The sequence below is a fragment of the Streptomyces sp. 2-1 genome (assembly GCF_048564895.1).
Classification (GTDB): Bacteria; Actinomycetota; Actinomycetes; order Streptomycetales; family Streptomycetaceae; genus Streptomyces; species Streptomyces phaeochromogenes.
This window is the reverse complement of sequence record NZ_CP183383.1, coordinates 6,230,340-6,247,560: the sequence shown is the minus strand read 5'-3', so window position 1 is coordinate 6,247,560 and position 17,221 is coordinate 6,230,340. Positions and strand designations below refer to the sequence as shown.

At 71.6% G+C, this 17,221-nt stretch carries 17 protein-coding genes; 10 read left to right on the top strand and 7 right to left on the bottom strand.

Annotation, left to right across the window (positions count from 1 at the left end):
• Positions 1–41: 41 nt before the first annotated feature.
• Positions 42–1,685, top strand: coding sequence for a DNA repair helicase XPB (locus ACN20J_RS27760; RefSeq protein WP_189836852.1), 1,644 nt, complete (start codon positions 42–44; stop codon positions 1,683–1,685).
• A 711-nt stretch (positions 1,686–2,396) separates the two neighbouring features.
• Positions 2,397–4,469 carry a HelD family protein gene (locus tag ACN20J_RS27755; protein WP_419668965.1) on the top strand — a complete coding sequence of 691 codons (2,073 nt, stop codon included), beginning with the start codon at positions 2,397–2,399 and terminating at the stop codon, positions 4,467–4,469.
• Between the two features lie 6 nt (positions 4,470–4,475).
• On the opposite strand, the gene ACN20J_RS27750 is transcribed toward ACN20J_RS27755, so the two are convergent.
• The 4 genes from ACN20J_RS27750 to ACN20J_RS27735 all read right to left on the bottom strand — a co-directional run bounded on the left by ACN20J_RS27750 (position 4,476) and on the right by ACN20J_RS27735 (position 7,297).
• On the bottom strand, positions 4,476–4,934 hold the full coding sequence (locus tag ACN20J_RS27750) for a hypothetical protein (protein ID WP_189836850.1): 459 nt from the start codon (positions 4,932–4,934) through the stop codon (positions 4,476–4,478).
• Between the two features lie 117 nt (positions 4,935–5,051).
• Positions 5,052–5,762, bottom strand: a complete 711-nt coding sequence (locus ACN20J_RS27745; protein ID WP_259333284.1) for a Clp protease N-terminal domain-containing protein — start codon at positions 5,760–5,762, stop codon at positions 5,052–5,054.
• A gap of 74 nt (positions 5,763–5,836) precedes the next feature.
• Positions 5,837–6,529: a copper homeostasis protein CutC gene (locus tag ACN20J_RS27740; RefSeq protein WP_190228948.1), complete on the bottom strand. Its 693-nt coding sequence runs from the start codon at positions 6,527–6,529 to the stop codon at positions 5,837–5,839.
• Between the two features lie 96 nt (positions 6,530–6,625).
• A complete protein-coding gene (locus ACN20J_RS27735; protein ID WP_189836848.1) occupies positions 6,626–7,297 on the bottom strand; it encodes a maleylpyruvate isomerase family mycothiol-dependent enzyme in 672 nt (223 codons plus the stop codon).
• Between the two features lie 154 nt (positions 7,298–7,451).
• Here ACN20J_RS27735 and ACN20J_RS27730 point away from each other — a divergent pair, with 154 nt between their 5' ends.
• From ACN20J_RS27730 to ACN20J_RS27720, 3 genes are all read left to right on the top strand, one after another.
• Positions 7,452–8,105, top strand: a complete 654-nt coding sequence (locus ACN20J_RS27730) for a hypothetical protein (RefSeq protein WP_189836847.1) — start codon at positions 7,452–7,454, stop codon at positions 8,103–8,105.
• 108 nt (positions 8,106–8,213) lie between these two features.
• Positions 8,214–9,473: a Cmx/CmrA family chloramphenicol efflux MFS transporter gene (locus tag ACN20J_RS27725; protein ID WP_189838343.1), complete on the top strand. Its 1,260-nt coding sequence runs from the start codon at positions 8,214–8,216 to the stop codon at positions 9,471–9,473.
• An 18-nt stretch (positions 9,474–9,491) separates the two neighbouring features.
• Positions 9,492–10,580: a GNAT family N-acetyltransferase gene (locus ACN20J_RS27720; RefSeq protein ID WP_419667037.1), complete on the top strand. Its 1,089-nt coding sequence runs from the start codon at positions 9,492–9,494 to the stop codon at positions 10,578–10,580.
• 32 nt (positions 10,581–10,612) lie between these two features.
• On the opposite strand, the gene ACN20J_RS27715 is transcribed toward ACN20J_RS27720, so the two are convergent.
• Together ACN20J_RS27715 and ACN20J_RS27710 are read right to left on the bottom strand one after the other, a co-directional pair.
• Positions 10,613–10,888, bottom strand: a complete 276-nt coding sequence (locus tag ACN20J_RS27715) for a DUF4031 domain-containing protein (RefSeq protein ID WP_055613941.1) — start codon at positions 10,886–10,888, stop codon at positions 10,613–10,615.
• Complete coding sequence (locus tag ACN20J_RS27710; protein ID WP_190228944.1) at positions 10,885–11,298, bottom strand: hypothetical protein; 414 nt, start codon at positions 11,296–11,298, stop codon at positions 10,885–10,887. The genes ACN20J_RS27715 and ACN20J_RS27710 overlap by 4 nt, the downstream gene beginning before the upstream one ends.
• A 190-nt stretch (positions 11,299–11,488) precedes the next feature.
• On the opposite strand from ACN20J_RS27710, the gene ACN20J_RS27705 reads away from it, so the two are divergent.
• The 5 genes from ACN20J_RS27705 (at position 11,489) to ACN20J_RS27685 (ending at position 15,404) form a co-directional block, all read left to right on the top strand.
• Positions 11,489–12,406: a MurR/RpiR family transcriptional regulator gene (locus ACN20J_RS27705; protein ID WP_189836845.1), complete on the top strand. Its 918-nt coding sequence runs from the start codon at positions 11,489–11,491 to the stop codon at positions 12,404–12,406.
• Between the two features lie 181 nt (positions 12,407–12,587).
• The gene (murQ, locus tag ACN20J_RS27700; protein WP_419667036.1) at positions 12,588–13,607 is read left to right on the top strand and encodes an N-acetylmuramic acid 6-phosphate etherase; all 1,020 of its coding nucleotides are present in this window, start codon (positions 12,588–12,590) and stop codon (positions 13,605–13,607) included.
• A gap of 44 nt (positions 13,608–13,651) precedes the next feature.
• Complete coding sequence (locus tag ACN20J_RS27695; protein WP_259333282.1) at positions 13,652–14,176, top strand: HIT family protein; 525 nt, start codon at positions 13,652–13,654, stop codon at positions 14,174–14,176.
• Positions 14,173–14,760 (top strand): hypothetical protein, encoded by a 588-nt coding sequence (locus tag ACN20J_RS27690; RefSeq protein WP_419667035.1) that lies wholly within the window; start codon positions 14,173–14,175, stop codon positions 14,758–14,760. Before ACN20J_RS27695 ends, ACN20J_RS27690 begins: the two co-directional genes overlap by 4 nt.
• Positions 14,760–15,404 (top strand): hypothetical protein, encoded by a 645-nt coding sequence (locus tag ACN20J_RS27685; RefSeq protein ID WP_419667034.1) that lies wholly within the window; start codon positions 14,760–14,762, stop codon positions 15,402–15,404. The genes ACN20J_RS27690 and ACN20J_RS27685 overlap by 1 nt, the downstream gene beginning before the upstream one ends.
• Positions 15,405–15,432: 28 nt before the next feature.
• Here the strand turns inward: ACN20J_RS27685 and ACN20J_RS27680 are convergent, their stop codons facing one another.
• Complete coding sequence (locus ACN20J_RS27680; protein WP_419667033.1) at positions 15,433–16,989, bottom strand: subtype B tannase; 1,557 nt, start codon at positions 16,987–16,989, stop codon at positions 15,433–15,435.
• Positions 16,990–17,221: the final 232 nt, after the last annotated feature.

Here is a 17,221-nt window from a genome sequence, read left to right as displayed (position 1 = left end):
GGCCGTGCACACCGCACAGCTGTGCAGAAGGGGACGCACGCGTGAATGGTCCACTCATCGTCCAGTCCGACAAGACGCTGCTCCTGGAGGTCGACCACGAGCTGGCCGACGAGTGCCGTCGTTCCATCGCACCCTTCGCCGAGCTGGAGCGGGCGCCGGAGCACATCCACACGTACCGGCTGACGCCGCTCGGGCTGTGGAACGCGCGGGCGGCCGGGCACGACGCCGAGCAGGTCGTCGACGCGCTCGTGCAGTACAGCCGCTATCCGGTGCCGCACGCGCTGCTGGTCGACATCGCCGAGACGATGGACCGCTACGGCCGCCTGACGCTGAGCAAGGACCCGGCGCACGGGCTCGTCCTCACGACCACCGACCGGCCCGTGCTGGAGGAGATCCTCCGCTCGAAGCGGGTCATTCCGCTGGTCGGCGCCCGGATCGACCCGGACACGGTCGCCGTGCACCCCTCCGAGCGCGGCCAGATCAAGCAGACGCTGCTGAGGCTGGGCTGGCCGGCCGAGGACCTCGCCGGGTACGTGGACGGCGAGGCGCACCCCATCGAGCTGGCCGAGGACGGCTGGGCGCTGCGGCCGTACCAGAAGCAGGCGGTCGAGAACTTCTGGCACGGCGGGTCAGGGGTGGTCGTACTCCCCTGTGGCGCCGGAAAGACGCTGGTCGGGGCCGGGTCCATGGCCCAGGCGAAGGCCACGACCCTGATCCTCGTCACGAACACCGTCTCCGCCCGGCAGTGGAAGCACGAGCTGGTGAAGCGGACCTCGCTGACCGAGGAGGAGATCGGGGAGTACAGCGGTACGCGGAAGGAGATCCGGCCGGTCACCATCGCGACGTACCAGGTCCTGACGACGAAGCGGAAGGGTGTCTATCCGCACCTGGAGCTGTTCGACTCCCGCGACTGGGGTCTGATCGTCTACGACGAGGTGCATCTGCTGCCCGCGCCCGTCTTCAAGTTCACCGCGGACCTCCAGGCACGCCGGCGGCTCGGTCTGACGGCCACGCTGGTGCGGGAGGACGGCCGTGAGTCGGACGTGTTCTCGCTGATCGGCCCGAAGCGGTTCGACGCTCCCTGGAAGGAGATCGAGGCGCAGGGGTACATCGCGCCCGCGGACTGCGTGGAGGTCCGCGTCAATCTCACGGACGCCGAGCGTCTCGCGTACGCGACCGCCGAGACGGAGGAGAAGTACCGCTTCTGCGCGACGACCGCGACGAAGCGGAAGGTGACTGAGGCGCTGGTGCGGCGGTTCGCCGGGCAGCAGATCCTTGTCATCGGGCAGTACATCGACCAGCTCGACGAGCTGGGCGAGCACCTGGACGCGCCTGTCATCAAGGGTGAGACGTCCAACGCGCAGCGCGAGAAGCTCTTCGAGGCGTTTCGGCAGGGCGAGATCAGTGTGCTCGTGGTGTCGAAGGTGGCGAACTTCTCGATCGACCTGCCGGAGGCGACGGTCGCGATCCAGGTGTCCGGGACGTTCGGGTCCCGGCAGGAGGAGGCGCAGCGGCTCGGGCGGGTGCTGCGGCCGAAGGCCGACGGGCACCAGGCGCACTTCTACTCTGTGGTGGCTCGGGACACGATCGATCAGGACTTCGCTGCGCATCGACAGCGGTTCCTGGCTGAGCAGGGGTATGCGTATCGCATTGTGGATGCGGATGAGTTGCTGGCGGACAGCTGAGCGGGTGAGGGTGTCGGGAGGGTGCGGGTTGGTCTGTGCTGGTCGCGCAGTTCCTCGCGCCCCTGAAAGGCTGTAGTCGAGGTCGGTTCGTCACGTGCGCCCCTGAAAGCCAAAAAATTGCGCCGTTCTCCGCGCCCCTGAAAGCGCGCCGTTCCTCGCGCCCGTGGAGGGGCGTCGGTGCGGCTACCGGCGGCGTATGCCTGCTTCCTCTTCGTATTCTCCGAGGAGGATCACGCTGAGGGCGGCGCTTGTGAAGACCTTTACGGCTCGGAGGGTGTCGCCGAGGCGGTGGCGGTGGCTGCCTTGGAGGGCGGTGGCTCCCGGGGGTGGGCCGGGACTGACGGGGGCTGGGGTGAAGGTCGCTGTGCTCATGTATCCATAGTGGAATTTTCGCCTTCCGGTTTCATCGGCCTGCGGACCGAACCTTCGTTGCCCGCGCGTACGACTCCGGAGTGACCCGTCCCCCGTAGGGAGGGGGACGGCGTCCCCTAGGGGACGCGGCGATAAATGGTTGGCCCCCATCCCCTCCTCTCGCCTAAAATCTCCGCTCTTGCCCGCCTCCCTCGCGGAGTGCCGCCGACCGGACGGAAACCGGTCGGCACACAGCCCGGCCATACGGCGACAGCCCCGCCATACGGCGATGAGGCACACCCACGCAGCAGGCTCCAGGCCCCGGAGGCATCACCCGTGTCCACCCCGCCCGACTCCGCCATGCCGGTCCCCGATCCGTCCGACGACCCGCTCTCCCGCGAGCGCGCCCACCTCACCCACTCCCGCGCCGCCCTCCGCTCGATGCGCGAGGACGTCGAGTCGCTCGACATCCGGGACGTCACCGCGAACTGGGTCAACGCGGAGGTCCTCACGCGCCAGATCGACGAGCGCGTCAAAGCCCTCGCCGACCTCTCGCACACCCCGCTCTTCTTCGGCCGCCTCGACTATCTGCACTCCCCGGGCGCCGACCAGGCGGAGGGCGCGGGGGGCGAGCGCTTCTACATCGGGCGCCGGCACGTGCACGACGCCGACGGGGACCCGATGGTGATCGACTGGCGTGCCCCGGTGTCCCAGCCCTTCTACCGGGCCTCCAAGAAGAACCCGCTGGACATCGCGCTGCGCCGCCGCTTCGGGTACACCGGCGGCGACCTCACCGCGTACGAGGACGAGCACCTCTCCGACCCCGCGGAGGCGGCCGCCACCAGCAAGCTCCTCCAGCAGGAGATCGAGCGCCCGCGCGTCGGCCCGATGCGCGACATCGTGGCGACGATCCAGCCCGAGCAGGACGAGATCGTACGGTCCGGTCTCGGCGGCTCGGTCTGCGTGCAGGGCGGTCCGGGCACCGGGAAGACGGCGGTCGGCCTGCACCGCGTCGCCTACCTCCTCTACGCCCACCGCGACCGGCTCGCCCGCACCGGCACCCTGGTCATCGGGCCGAACGCGTCCTTCCTCCACTACATCGAGCAAGTGCTGCCCGCACTGGGCGAGTTGGAGGTCAAGCAGGCCACGGTCGACGACCTCGTCGCGCATGTGGAGGTGCGGGGCAGGGACGAGGCGGCGACCGCGGTCGTCAAGGGCGACGCACGGATGGCCGAGGTGCTGCGCCGGGCCGTCCGCTCGCACGTGACCATGCCCGTCGAACCGGTCGTGGTGGTCCGCGGTTCACGGCGCTGGCGCGTCCCGGCGTACGAACTCGAAGTCATCGTGCGGGAGTTGCTCGACCGGGACATCCGGTACGGCGCCGCCCGCGAGGCCCTGCCGCAGCGCATCGCGCACGCCGTGCTGGTGCAGATGGAGCGGTCGGGCGAGGCCCCGGACGACCGGGTGCAGGACGCCGTGGCCCGCAACCCCGCGGTGAAGGCGGCGGTGAAGAGCCTCTGGCCGCCGGTCGAGCCCGCGAAACTCGTGCTGCGTCTGCTCTCCGACGCCGACTTCCTGGCCACCCACGCCGAGGGCGTCCTCACCGAGGACGAGCAGAAGACGATCCTCTGGAGCAGGCCCGTACGGTCGGTGAAATCCGCCAAGTGGGCCGCCGCGGACGCCGTGTTGATCGACGAGGCCACCGACCTCGTACAGCGCACGCACTCCCTCGGACATGTGGTGCTCGACGAGGCGCAGGACCTCTCTCCCATGCAGTACCGGGCGGTGGGGCGGCGCTGCACGACCGGTTCGGCGACCGTGCTCGGGGACCTGGCACAGGGCACGACGCCCTGGGCGACCCGGAGTTGGGAGGAGGCGCTGACCCATCTGGGCAAGGGGGACGCGGTCGTCGAGGAGCTGACGGCCGGTTTCCGTGTGCCGACGGACGTCATCACGTACGCGTCCCGACTCCTCCCTCACATCGCGCCGGGCCTGACCCCGGTGGCGTCGGTCCGCGAGAACCCGGGCTTCTTCGAGGTCCGCCCGGCCACCGCGGACACCTCGGACACCGAAGTGGTCGCCGCCTGCGAGGAGTTGCTGCGCAACGAGGGTTCGGTCGGGCTCATCGCCGCCGACGCGCGCGTACCGCTGCTGGCCGAGGCCCTGGCGGCGGCCGGGCTTCCCTATCTGGGCCCCGGCGAGGAGACGACCCTGACCACCCGGCTCACCCTGGTCCCGGCCTCGCTCGCCAAGGGTCTGGAGTACGACTACGTGGTCCTGGACGAGCCCCGGGCCGTCGTCGACGGCGAACCGGACGAGCGCACCGGTCTGCGCCGCCTGTACGTGTCCCTGACCCGAGCGGTCTCGGGCCTGATCGTCACGCACGCGGCGCCGCTGCCGCCCCAACTGGCCGAGGGGGCGGGGACGTTGTGAACGTCCTCAGGAGCGGGCGCGCCGGAGGCGCTCGGCCGCTGCCGCCTGGAAGGCGGCGTGGGCTTCCCTGGCCCGGTCGCCCGCGGCGTTGACGGCGTCGTAGTCGTCGTGGGGCGGTTCGCCCATGTCGGTGGACCGCTGGACGAGGGTGTCGGCGAGACCGAGGAGCGACGGGTCGTCGGTGACGAGGGTCAGGGAGGTCAGGGCCTTCGTCATCTCCGAGCGCGCCTCGTAGCGGGCCGCGCGGATCTCCATGGTCTCCTCGTGACCCTGCCTGCGCATGACGTGCTTCAGGTACTGGTGGCGCCGGTGGTCGGTCGCGGCGCCCAGGAGGGCGGCGACGGCGGCGGCGAGTGCCTGCCGGTCGCGGTCGCGGCGGGCCGCGACCGTGGTGAGGTGCTGCATGACGCCCGCGGTGACGGCGCCCAGCAGAGTGCCGATCACTGCGACGATGGCTGTGGTCACGAGACCCGTCCCCCTGTTTTCCTACTTCGTTTCCCGCTTCGCGCCCTGCTTCGTTGCCTTCTTCCCGCTTCCCGCCTGCTTCCCTCCCCCTTCCTTCCTGCTTCAGAGGGTCGGGCTTCAGAGGGTCGAGAGGTCCAGGCCCGCCTCCGCCAGCACCGTCGCGGCCACTCCCCGGCCGGTGCGGGCGAGGCCGTGGAGCAGGTGATGGCAGTCGATCAGGGGCTCCGGCCCCTCGCGGTCCTCCGCCCCCTCGCCGTCCTCCGCGCAGGCGCGTTCCTCCGCGATCGCGATCGCCCTGCGGGAGTACGGCGTCCAGGCGATGCGCTCGGCGGCCTGTGAGGCTCCGACGCTGAAGCGGGCCCCCACCGCCCTATGGATGTCGTCCGGTGACACTTCGAGCGAGCGGAGAAGCCGGGTGGCGGAGTTGGTCCCGGCGGTGAGGCCCCAGAGCAGGTGCTCGGTGCCGATGTAGTTGTTGCGGTGCTGGACCGCGGCCCGCTTCACATGGGTCATCGCCAGGCGGAGGTCGTCGGTCATCGTCTCCGGCCCGTACCGCTTGTGCGGGGCCTGGAAACGCTGCTGGACCGCCTGCCGGGTCACGCCCAGGGCCGCGCCGACGTCCGTCCACGAGTGGCCGTGCATCCGGCAGTGCTCGACATAGTCCTCGACCAAGTCGTCGGCGAGCGCCTGCAGTTGACCCGCGACGCCCGCCGCCGTCGTCAACAGCGCCAGCCAGTCCGGCTGTTCCTGGCTCGTGGCGGCCCGGTGCGCGGTGTCGCAGGTGCGGTCGACCTCCGCTATGAGATCGTCCAGATCGGGAAGCGGCATGAGGCAAGCACACCTTGCCAATTCCGGGGTGTCAAGGTGCACTTGCCTCTTTGCAGAGGTGCCGCCGCTCAGGATCAGGCCGCGTCCAGCGCCGTCCGCCACTCCCGTACCGCCTCCGCCGAGACAGGTACGTCCCAGCCGCCGGGCCGGGCCGCTCCCCCGATGTGGAAGGCGTCGACGCCGGCGGCCCGCAGGCGCGGTACGTGGTCGAGGCGGAGGCCGCCGCCGACCAGGAGCTGCGGCTCGTAACCCTGTTCTCCGCTGCGGGCCGCCTCCGCCAGCAGCGTGGCCAGACCCTCGTCCACGCCTTCCGCCGACCCCGCCGTGAGGTACGCGTCCAGGCCCGGCAGGTCGGCGAGGCTCTTGCGCAGCGCGTCGCGGTCGGCCGCGCGGTCGATCGCCCGGTGGAACGTCCAGCGGCAGCCGTCCAGCTCGTCGAGCACGGCCTCCAGCGCGGGCAGGTCCGGCTCCCCGGTCTCGTCCAGGAACCCGAGCACGAACTCGTCCGCCCCGGCGGCCCGCAGCTCCCGGGCCGCCCGCACGAGTGCTCGTACGTCCCCGGCCTCGAAACCGTCGGCCAGGCGCAGCATCACTCGCAGCGAGATGCCGACGGCGGCCCTGATCCCCGCGAAGGTCTCGACCGGCGGGGTCAGCCCGTCGGCGGCCATGTCGGTGACCAGCTCCAGTCGATCCGCGCCTCCGGCCTCGGCGGCGACCGCGTCCTCGACACCGAGGGCGATCACCTCCAGGACTGCACGCTCACTCATAGGACCTCTTCCCTCGGGCGGCTACAGGTCTAGTCCAATAGTCAGCCTACGCGCTCGACACCGCGGACCGAGGGACCGGGACCGATCCGCCGGGGCTCAGCCGAACAGATCGAGCTCGGCCTCCGTCACCCCCGCCAGCTCGTACCGCGTCCCGGTCAGCGGGCGCCCCGCGTGCAGCCGTACGAGGGTGGCCGCGTCCCCGAGGTAACGGGCGGGCGGCCGGTCGCCCGAGGGCGCGCCGAGCAGCAGCGGCTCGTCCCGGTCGTCGAGGTCGGCGTGCAGGGCGGGCCGCCGCCGGTCACGGGTGATCCACGCCAACAGGTCGAGCGCGGGGCCGACTTGGGCACCCGCGTACGCTCCGGGCTCGCCCCACGCGTCCCGTACGTCTCCCGCGTGCACCCACTCGCCGAGTCCGACCCCGTCCAGCGCGCCGCCCGCCTTGGCGATCACGGGGCCCGCGTCGGTCATGCCGCGCTCCAGCTCGTCGACGATCTCCGCGATGGACCGGCCCGACCGCTCGGCGATGTCCCGGTCGTTCGCCTCGGGGCTGAACACGTCCTCCTCGTAGCGGCTCTCCACGACCCTCGACAGCGCGGCCGAGCAGTGTGCGAGGACGTGTCGTACGGTCCAGCCCGGGCAGCAGGTCCTGACCTCGAAGTCGTGCTCGGGGCGTCCGCGGAGGAGGGGGATCAGGGCGTCCCGTTCTGCGGCCAGGAGGCGGCCGGGGAGTTCCGGATCGCGTACGGGGTGCGTGTCTGCGGCAGTCATGAAGCCACGCTAGGGGCTCCGCGGGGGCGGGCGGGATCGTACGGTCGTGGAAATCTGCGGGCCGGTTGTGGCTGGTCGCGCCCACGCGGCGGATCCGCAGACCGATGCAGCCCCGCGCCCCTTACGGGGCCGGGGCGCGGTGGACAATGGGCCCATGGCCGACCTCGACTCCCTGCGCTCCCGCTGGTTCCATGCCGTGGAAGGGACCCGCGACGCCGGTGCCCGGCCGGACCCCGCCCCCTACGCCGACAACCTCATCTCCCGTTGGTCGGAGCCGCAGCGGCGGTATCACACGGTTGATCATCTGGCGGCGGTGCTGGACCACATCGATGTGCTGGAGGCGCACGAGAAGTACGCGGACGACGTGGACCTGGTGCGGCTGGCCGCGTGGTTCCATGACGCGGTCTACCTCCCCGACCGGTCCGAGAACGAGGAGCGGTCGGCCCGGCTCGCCGAGCGTGCGCTGCCCGAGGCCGGTGTCTCCGCGGCCGGCACGGCGGAGGTGGCCCGCCTCGTCCGCCTGACCGTCACGCACGCCCCGGCCGACGACGACCCCAACGGCCAGGTCCTCTGCGACGCCGACCTCGCCATCCTGGCGGCGCCCCCGGCCGCGTACGCCGCCTACACGGCAGCCGTCCGCGAGGAGTACGCCTTCGTCCCGCCGGAGGCCTTCCGGGAGGGCCGCGCGGCGATTCTGCGGCAGCTTCTGGAGCTGCCACGCCTCTTCCACACCCCTTACGGGACAAGGGAATGGGAGGGTCCGGCACGCCGGAACCTGGAGTCGGAGCTCAGCCTGTTGACGGGCTGAACGGCAGCCGATGGAATGACAGGCCCATCCATGAGGTTGGCACCTGATATGCCCGTCCCCACGAGCGCCGGCTCCGCCACGCCCACCCGCACCGCCACCCGCACCCGTATGCCCCTGGCCGTCTACGTCCTCGGGCTCTCCGTCTTCGCACTGGGCACCAGCGAGTTCATGCTCTCCGGGCTGCTGCCGGCCGTCGCGGACGACATGAACGTGTCGATTCCGCGCGCGGGGCTGCTGATATCCGCCTTCGCCGTCGGCATGGTGGTGGGCGCGCCGCTGCTGGCCGTGGCGACGCTCCGGATGCCCCGCCGTACGACCCTGATCTCGCTCATCGCGGTCTTCGGCGTCGGCCAGATCGCGGGCGCCCTCGCCCCGAACTACGCCGTGCTCTTCGCGTCCCGTGTCGTGAGCGCGCTGGCGTGCGCCGGGTTCTGGGCGGTCGGCGCTGCCGTGGCCATCGCCATGGTCCCGGTGAACGCCCGGGCCCGCGCCCTCGCCGTGATGATCGGCGGCCTGTCCATCGCGAACGTCCTCGGTGTCCCGGCGGGCGCCTTCCTGGGTGAGAGCCTCGGCTGGCGTTCGGCGTTCTGGGCGGTCGGCGCGGCCTCCGCGGTCGCGCTGGTCGGAGTGGCCACGCTCATCCCCCGTATCCCCCTCCCCGACGAGAAGCCGCAGCTCAGGCGGGAGCTGCGGATCTACCGCGACCGGCAGGTCTGGCTCTCCATCTCGCTGATCGCGTTCGCGGCGGGCGGTGTCTTCTGCGCGTTCAGCTATCTCGCGCCGCTGCTCACCGACGTGTCCGGGCTCGACGACAGCTGGGTGCCCGTGGTGCTCGGGCTGTTCGGCGTCGGGGCGCTGATCGGCACGATGATCGGCGGCCGGATCGCGGACGCGCACCTCTTCGGGGTGCTGCTCTCCGGCATCGCGGCCTCGTCCGTGCTGCTCGTCGCGCTGGCGCTGCTCGGGCAGTACGCCGTCGCCGCCGTCACCCTCGCCTTCCTCCTCGGCGTCTCCGCCTTCTACACGGCCCCGGCCCTGAACGCCAGGATGTTCAACGTGGCGGGCAAGGCCCCGACCCTGGCCGGTGCCACCACCACGGCCGCGTTCAACCTCGGCAACACCGGCGGCCCCTGGATCGGCGGCGCCGTCATCGACGCGGGCCTCGGCTTCGCCTCCCCGGCCTGGGCGGGCGCGGCCCTGACGGTCACGGCGGGCGCGGTGACGGCGGTCTCGCTGCGCCTGCACCGACGTACGACGGCCTCACGGGTGGTGACCGCCGGAGCCCCGCCCTCCACAGCCACGGCTGCCACAACCACTGCTGCCGCAGCCCCCAACGAGCCGATTAATCAGTCTCGTTCGGCGAACTGATCACCTATTCTCACCGGCATGCTGGCTATGGGCGGGGATCAGGTGGAAGAGGCCGTCGCGGACGCGGTGGCGGTGCTTCGGCGGGTGGCCGACCGGGACTGGAGCGTCAAGGCGGGCCGCCTGGACTGGAGTTGCCGTCAGACGGCGGAGCACATCGCGTCGGACTGCATCGCGTACGCGGGGCAGTTGGCGGGCCTCCCCACCGACCGCTACGTACCGTTCGAGATCTCCATGGACGAGTGCGAGAGCCCCGAGGACGTCCTCCAGGTCGTCGAGGCGACCGGCACCCTGCTCGCGGCAGCCGTCCGGGCCGCCCCTCACGAGGCCCGCGCCTTCCACCCGTACCCCTTCCGCAGCGCGAACCGCGAGGGCTTCGCCGCGATGGGCGTCACCGAGGTGCTCGCGCACACGCACGACATCGCCGAGGGCCTGGGCATCCCGTACGAGGCCCCGGCCGCGCTCTGCGAGTCGGTGCTCACCCGGATCTTCCCGCACGTCCGACCGGCGCCCGGCGCCGGCCACTGGCGCACGCTCCTGTGGGCCACGGGCCGCGGTGACCTGCCCGGCCGGGCGCCCCTCACCGACTGGCGCTGGAACAACAACCTCGTCATCCCCTCCGACCGCCTCACCCTCCAGGGCGTCACCCCCGCAGCCGCCGCCGACCTCCGCACGGGCGGCACCGGCGGCTTCGAGTGGACGCAGGACGGCCCCTTCGAGGGCACCCGGGACGCCGCCGGAATGGTCACGAAGGCGTACGAGGCCGGGGTGCACCGGCCTGAGTTCGGCCTGTTCGTCCTCGTACGCCGGGAGGACGGCCGCGCGGTCGGCGGCATGGGCTTCCACGGCGCCCCGGACGAGGACGGCCGCGCCGAGGTCGGCTACGACCTGGCCGAGTCCGCCCGCGGCAACGGCTACGCCGCCGAGGCCCTGCGCACGCTGTCCGCCTGGGCCCTCTCCCGCGACGACGTCACGTCCCTGTTCGCGACGGTGGACCGCGTCAACGCCCCCTCCCAGAGCGTGCTGTCCCGCGCGGGCTTCACCCGGGTGAGCGAGGCGGGCGGGGAGGGAGAGGACGGGGAGCAGTACGCGTACGAGCTGCGGGGCTGAGCAGCTGAGGGCGGGACACCGTCGGTCGCCCGTCAACTCCCGGGAACCGCACGCCCTTTGGGCCTGCGCAGCCCGGACGCGAGCAGCAGCCGCACCACCTCGCGGCTGCGAACCTCCACCGCTCCGGCCGCGACCGCGTCCTCGTACCGGTGCGAGGGGATGTCGTAGTGATCACGCTCGAAGGCCCGGGCGGGGGCGCCCAGCCGGCGGGCGAAGTCGTGCAGTTCGTCGTACGAGACGTCGCTGACGAGGTGGGACCACATGCGGCCGTGCCCCGGCCAGTCGGGCGGGTCGATGTAGACGGTCACGAGGAGGGCGTCCCCCCGCCGGTCCCGCCGCCGGCCGTCTGGAGCGCGCCCACAGGCGAGACCTTCACGCCCGCCTTGTGGCACACCCAGTGCGGGTCGGCGCCCAACTCCGGCTCCACTTCCAGGGCGTGGGGGTCACCGGCACCGCAGACGGGACACAGCGGCCACCGTCCGTACCGCTCGAGAAGCGCGTCCTGTACGTCCTGGGCGACGAGCCCCGCCACGTAGTCGACCCCCTCCGGCCACTGCTCCACCCACCAGCGCCGCTGCACCACCGACTCCTCGACGAACGAGACGACGTCCGGCTCGGCGACCTCACCCGCGGCGAGATCGGCAAGCACGAGCGCCCGCGCCGCGTGCAACGCCTGCTCCAAGGGGCTGATGGGATGGGGAGAGGGCGGAGAATCCATACGTCCATTGTGCGCCACCCGGGCAGCGCGGTGCCGGGTTCCGCCTGTGCCTCGTAAGGGGCGCGGGGCTGTATACGTATGCGGCTCAGGCTCCGCCGCTCGGGCGCGACCAGCCCCCACCGGCCTCCACCGGCCGCGGACGCGGACCCCACCCCTTGACCCTCCCCCGTGGCGAAAATATCTTTCATACGTGACCCACGAAGTGAAGGAAATTTTCGCGGGCGAAGCCCCGCCGGCCCCCGCGGCCCTCGCGGCGAAGGTGCGCACGCTCGCCCCTTCGATGACCCGCTCCATGCAGCGCGTCGCCGAGGCCGTGGCCGCGGACCCCGCCGGCTGCGCGGCCCTCACGGTCACCGGCCTCGCGGAACTGACCGGTACGAGCGAGGCGACGGTCGTCCGTACGGCCCGTCTCCTCGGCTACCCCGGCTACCGCGACCTGCGCCTGGCCCTCGCCGGACTCGCGGCCCAGCAGCAGTCGGGCCGGGCCCCCGCCGTGACTGCCGACATCGCGGTCGACGACCCGATCGCGGACGTGGTCGCCAAGCTCGCGTACGACGAACAGCAGACGCTCGCCGACACGGCGGCGGGGCTGGACACGGTCCAGCTCGGCGCGGCGGTCGGCGCCCTCGCGGCTGCCCGCCGTATCGACGTGTACGGCGTCGGGGCGTCCGGTCTCGTCGCGCAGGACCTCACCCAGAAGCTCCTGCGGATCGGTCTCATAGCCCAGGCACACAGCGACCCCCACCTCGCGGTGACCAACGCCGTGCAGCTGCGCGCCAAGGACGTGGCGATCTCGATCACGCACTCCGGGTCGACGGGGGATGTCATCGAGCCGCTGCGGGTCGCGTTCGAGCGCGGGGCCACGACGGTCGCGATCACCGGGCGTCCGGACGGCCCTGTCACCCAGTACGCGGATCACATCCTCACCACGTCCACGGCCCGGGAGAGCGAGCTGCGGCCGGCGGCGATGTCCTCGCGGACGAGTCAGCTGCTGGTGGTGGACTGCCTGTTCATCGGGGTCGCGCAGCGGACGTACGAGACCGCGGCGCCTGCGTTGTCGGCGTCGTACGAGGCGTTGGCGCATCGTCACCGGAGCGCGCCGCGATAGCCGCGGTCTGAGACCGGTAGGTAGCTGCGGGTGTGCGGGGGCTGGTCGCGCCCCGCGGCGGAGTCGCGAATGTCACTGCCCCGCGCCCCTGAAGGACAAAGGCCGGGCGCCCCGGCACTCTGAAGCCCACGGACGAAACTTCAGCGCCAGAACCGCCCCGTACCAGAAAGAGCCGTCGTACATGACCTCCAGCGCCGATGCCACCGACGCCCCCTCCCACTCCCACTCCCACTCCCACTCCCACTCCCACTCCTCACGCTCCTCGCACTCCTCGGCCTCCGACCACCGGGATGTGCGGGCCGAGTTGGAGAGCCTGACCACCGAGGCCTTTCGGCCCGAGTTGTCCGAGATCGATCAGTTGCCCACACTCGACATCGCGAAGCTCATGAACGGGGAGGACGCGACCGTGCCGGGCGCCGTCGCCGCGCAGCTGCCGGGCATCGCGGCGGCGATCGACGCCATCGCGGAGCGGATGGGGCGCGGCGGACGGCTCGTCTACGCGGGCGCCGGTACCGCCGGCCGGCTCGGCGTGCTGGACGCGTCCGAGTGTCCGCCCACCTTCAACACCGACCCCTCCGAGGTCGTCGGCCTGGTCGCGGGCGGCCCGGCGGCGATGACGACGTCGATCGAGGGCGCGGAGGACTCGGCGGAGCTGGCCGTGGAGGACCTCTCCGCCCTGGACCTCACGGCGGACGACGTGGTCGTCGGGGTCTCCGCCTCGGGCCGCACGCCGTACGCGATCGGTGCCGTGGAGCACGCGCGGGCGCTCGGTGCGCTCACGGTCGGCCTGTCCTGCAACGCGGACAGCGCCCTCGCGGCGGCGGCCGACCATGGCATCGAGGTGGTCGTGGGCCCCGAGCTGCTGACCGGCTCCACCCGTCTGAAGGCGGGCACGGCACAGAAGCTCGTCCTCAACATGCTCTCGACGATCACGATGATCCGCCTGGGCAAGACGTACGGGAACCTGATGGTCGACGTCCGCGCCTCGAACGAGAAGCTGCGCGCCCGCTCCCGCCGTATCGTCTCGCTCGCCACCGGCGCCTCCGACGAGGAGATCGAGGCGGCCCTCGCGGCAACGGACGGCGAGGTCAAGAACGCCATCCTCACCATCCTGGGCAACGTGGACGGCCCCACGGCGACCCGCCTCCTGGAGGAGAGCAACGGCCACCTGCGAGCGGCCCTGGCGGCGGCGCTCCACTGACCGGCACGCTCCCTTGCCGCCGTCCGCCGGAAGGAGCAACGCCCGTGACCGAGAAGCCGGGAACCGACCGGACGACCTGCATGGCCTGCCGGCTCACCTCCGGCACCGAGCACCTCCCGGGCGGGACGGTCCACCGCACCGCCCTGTGGGTCGTCGAGCACTGCGTCGGCCCCCTGGGCCTGGGCACGCTCGTCGTCAAACCGCTCCGCCACGTCCTCCACATCGCCGACCTGACACCGCCCGAGTCCGCGGAACTCGGCCCGCTCCTTCGACGGGTGGCCGCCGCCGTCACCGCGGTGACCCGCCCCGAGCAGGTCTACGTCTGCCTCTGGTCCCACGCGGGCGCCGTACCGGGCCACATCCACTTCGTCGTGCAGCCCGCGCTGAAGGCCGACCTCGACCGGTACGGGGTACACGGGCCGGCCCTGCAGATGGCCATGTTCGACGCGGGCGCCGTACCGCACGAGGAGGCAGTGGTGGATGTGTGCGAACGGATGCGGGCAGAACTGGATGTCAGTGGGGCGTGGGAGTCTAGGGAGGCCGAACAGGAAGGGGTACGAGAACCGTGAACCACGCGCAACTGACCGCTCTGGGCCGCGCCCTGCGCGTACTCGGCGAGCACGGGGACGCCCTGTCCTCCGACACGCAGGACGCGAAGCTGCACGAGGTGAAGGCCGACCTCAAGCGGGCCCTCGACCTGCTGGAGGAGACCGTCACGACGGCGGCCCCCACCACGCGCTGCCCGGAGCACCCCACGGGCCCGGTCGACCAGGACGCCCCGGACCTGTGCCTGCTCTGCGAGACCCGGCGCCGCCTCGCCCGCCGTTCGAAGGTCAACGACTCGTTCCCGCAGGGCCGTCCGACCGCCCCGGACGAGATCGGGGAACGCACGAAGTCGCGTTACGGAGTGCGGGGCGACCGGCCCCAGCCCCAGCAGCGCTGGCTCCCCGAGCTGTGGACCGGCCAGACCTGGCAGCTCTGCGGCACACCCCGCCGCGACAAACAGGAGGCGGAGCTCTATCTCGCCGCCCAGCGCCGGGGCCCCCGCCCGGGCATGGCCTACCGGTTGGTCCACGAGTTCACCGATTATGAAGTGCTGCGAATCTGGGGCACCCCGGTGAAGATCGACATCGAGCCGATGGGGAACCTCTGATGGGCACGCCCGAGCACCCTTGGCGTGGAATCGACCTCGACGTGTACGAGCAGCACATGGGCGACCCGGGCGTCGGGCAGCTTCAGCGGCTGCGCGACATCACCGGGGAACAGCTCGCCGCGTACCCGTTCCGCGCGATCGGGGTGCTGGGAGTGGCGGGAGGCAACGGACTCGACGTCATCGACCCGGAGACCACGGATGCCGTGTACGGGTACGACATCAACCCCGAGTACCTCGCCGCCTGCGAGACCCGGTATCGCGACAGGCTCGGCGATCGCCTCCGTCTGATCGAGACGAGCATCGACCGTTCCGTGCGGATCGAGCGCGTCGACCTCCTCATCGCCAACCTCATCGTCGAGTACGTGGGCGCCGAGGAGTTCGTCGCCTTCGCGGCCGCCAATGCCCGCTCCATCGGTGTGCTCTCGTGCGTGATCCAGCACAACGACAAGGCAGGCTTCGTCAGCTCGACGAACCACTCGTCGTCGTTCGACGCTCTCGCGTCGGTGTCGTCGGACATCGACCCCGAGGCGCTGGCCGCAGCGATGTCGGATGCGGGGTTCGCAGCCCTGGACCACCGCGAATATCCCTTGCCGAACGGCAAGACCCTGGTGCGGCAGGACTTCCGGGCGACCCCGCGCCCGTGAACGACCGGGCCTCTGGGCCCGCGTCGTCCTACTTCCCGGCGATGCCCCGGTGACCCGACACCTCGGCGATCCACTTGATGAAGGCGCCCGGGTCCTGGTCGGCGCCGTGGCCGGCGTCCCAGTAGTAGGCGGTGTCGACGTCGTCGCCCAGGGTCGTCAGGCGGGCGGAGAGGTTGCCCGCGACGGAGAGCGAGGTGTCGCTGTCCTTGGTGCCGAGGCGTATCCACCAGTGCTTCGACCGGTTCCGGTTGAGGTCCTCGACGAGGTGGTGCATCGGGTTCATCAGGTCGAGCTTCGCGGGGATGTCGGCGTCGAGACGGGCGCTGTCGCCGTTCTCGTGGCGCAGGCTGTAGAGCGTGAAGTGGCGGGCCTTCGTGGTCCCCGTACCGAACAGGTTGTTCTCGGGGGTGGCCAGGTCGAAGCCGTCGAAGGAGGGCGCGTTCTTCTTGCGGGCGCCGACATGGGTGAGGAAGTCGGCCCAGGTGAAGGCCGCCCGGCCGCCGGACCAGGTGATGAAGGTGTTCGCGGCCAGGTAGGCGGCGCGGTCCGCGTCGGACAGGGCGGCGAGGTACCGGGTGGCCGACGGCTCCAGATGGGTCTTCAGCAGGTACTCGTCGAGGTTGCGCGCGGTGAGCCTGCCGAAGCCCTTCGCCCGCAGCCCGAGTGAGGCCAGGTAGTCGCCGTACGCGGCCTTGAGTTCCCGGGAAATGGCCGGGTCGACCTGGGCGCCGCTGCCCAGCGGGTTGTCGCCCCAGCACCACTCGTACGCCGTGTCGGAGTGTTCGAGGTCGGTGATCGGGCACCAGGCGCCGACGGCGAAGATCGTGTCACTCGCGTCGGCCGCGCCGATCGCCTCCAGGTACGGGTCGTAGAGCGGGCTGTCGCCGGACGCGCCGAGCAGCGAGGACAGGGCCCCGCCAGCGCTGACACCGGAGGAGACGATCCGGTGCACGTTGCCCGGGACGCGGCCCTTGTTGGACTTCAGGTACCGCACGGCGGCCTTCAGGTCCACGATGGCGGCCGGTGCCGTGCCGTAGTACACGCCGTCGGCGTCGACCAGGCTCCGGCCGCGGGCGCCCGGCTCCACGACGACGTACCCGGCGGCGAGCGCGAGCGCCTGGCGGCTGGTCCCGCCGCCCATGCCGGACGCGACGATCCCGGTGTTGTTCGCCACGGACGACGGCATGTAACCGCCGATGGCGTTGGCGAGGAGGATCGGCGCGTCGGTGGCGTCGACGGCCGTGCCGTCGATCCGCACCGGGACGCTGATGTTCAGGGACTGGTACGCCGCGTTGACCGGCTTCGCCACGTACGAGGCGACCTTGTGGAAGCGGTAGACGACCTCGTGGGCGACGCCGTCGGTGTCCTTGATGGTGATGGTGGACTCGGTGTAGGCGCCCGGGTCGAAGACGAGGGAGGAGCGGCCCGCGGCTGCCGAGGGCGAGGCTGCCGAGGCCGCCGCGGAGGTCCCGCTCCCGGCCCGAGTGGCTTGCGTGGCCTCCGCGGCCCGTGCCCCGGAGGCGAACCCGACCGCCGGTACCGCCGCGGCCGCCGTGAGTCCCATGACCACTGCTCTACGCTGCACTTCCGTCTCCTGTCTGCACGGCTCATACGGTCAACAACCGTTTGCCAACGCCCGGTTCGGCGCCGACGGAGACCCCAGTGCACCAACCTTTCCTTAAGACTTCCTGTGCCCCTCCAACCGCAGCACAGGGAACCGGCCACCACCCCTCAGCACCACGTCCTGCCTGGTCCACCGCCATACCGAGTGAATCGCCCACAAAATTGTCAGCAATTTTGGCGCATTCTCGCGCGGG

What these genes read in the sequence shown, in the direction of transcription:
- ACN20J_RS27755 (WP_419668965.1), top strand. Translation starts at nt 2,397, where the DNA reads ATGCCGGTCCCCGATCCGTCCGACGACCCGCTCTCCCGCGAGCGCGCC.
- ACN20J_RS27745 (WP_259333284.1), bottom strand. Translation starts at nt 5,762, where the DNA reads ATGCCGCTTCCCGATCTGGACGATCTCATAGCGGAGGTCGACCGCACC.
- ACN20J_RS27740 (WP_190228948.1), bottom strand. Translation starts at nt 6,529, where the DNA reads ATGAGTGAGCGTGCAGTCCTGGAGGTGATCGCCCTCGGTGTCGAGGAC.
- ACN20J_RS27735 (WP_189836848.1), bottom strand. Translation starts at nt 7,297, where the DNA reads ATGACTGCCGCAGACACGCACCCCGTACGCGATCCGGAACTCCCCGGC.
- ACN20J_RS27730 (WP_189836847.1), top strand. Translation starts at nt 7,452, where the DNA reads ATGGCCGACCTCGACTCCCTGCGCTCCCGCTGGTTCCATGCCGTGGAA.
- ACN20J_RS27725 (WP_189838343.1), top strand. Translation starts at nt 8,214, where the DNA reads ATGCCCCTGGCCGTCTACGTCCTCGGGCTCTCCGTCTTCGCACTGGGC.
- ACN20J_RS27720 (WP_419667037.1), top strand. Translation starts at nt 9,492, where the DNA reads ATGCTGGCTATGGGCGGGGATCAGGTGGAAGAGGCCGTCGCGGACGCG.
- ACN20J_RS27710 (WP_190228944.1), bottom strand. Translation starts at nt 11,298, where the DNA reads ATGGATTCTCCGCCCTCTCCCCATCCCATCAGCCCCTTGGAGCAGGCG.
- murQ (WP_419667036.1), top strand. Translation starts at nt 12,588, where the DNA reads ATGACCTCCAGCGCCGATGCCACCGACGCCCCCTCCCACTCCCACTCC.
- ACN20J_RS27685 (WP_419667034.1), top strand. Translation starts at nt 14,760, where the DNA reads ATGGGCACGCCCGAGCACCCTTGGCGTGGAATCGACCTCGACGTGTAC.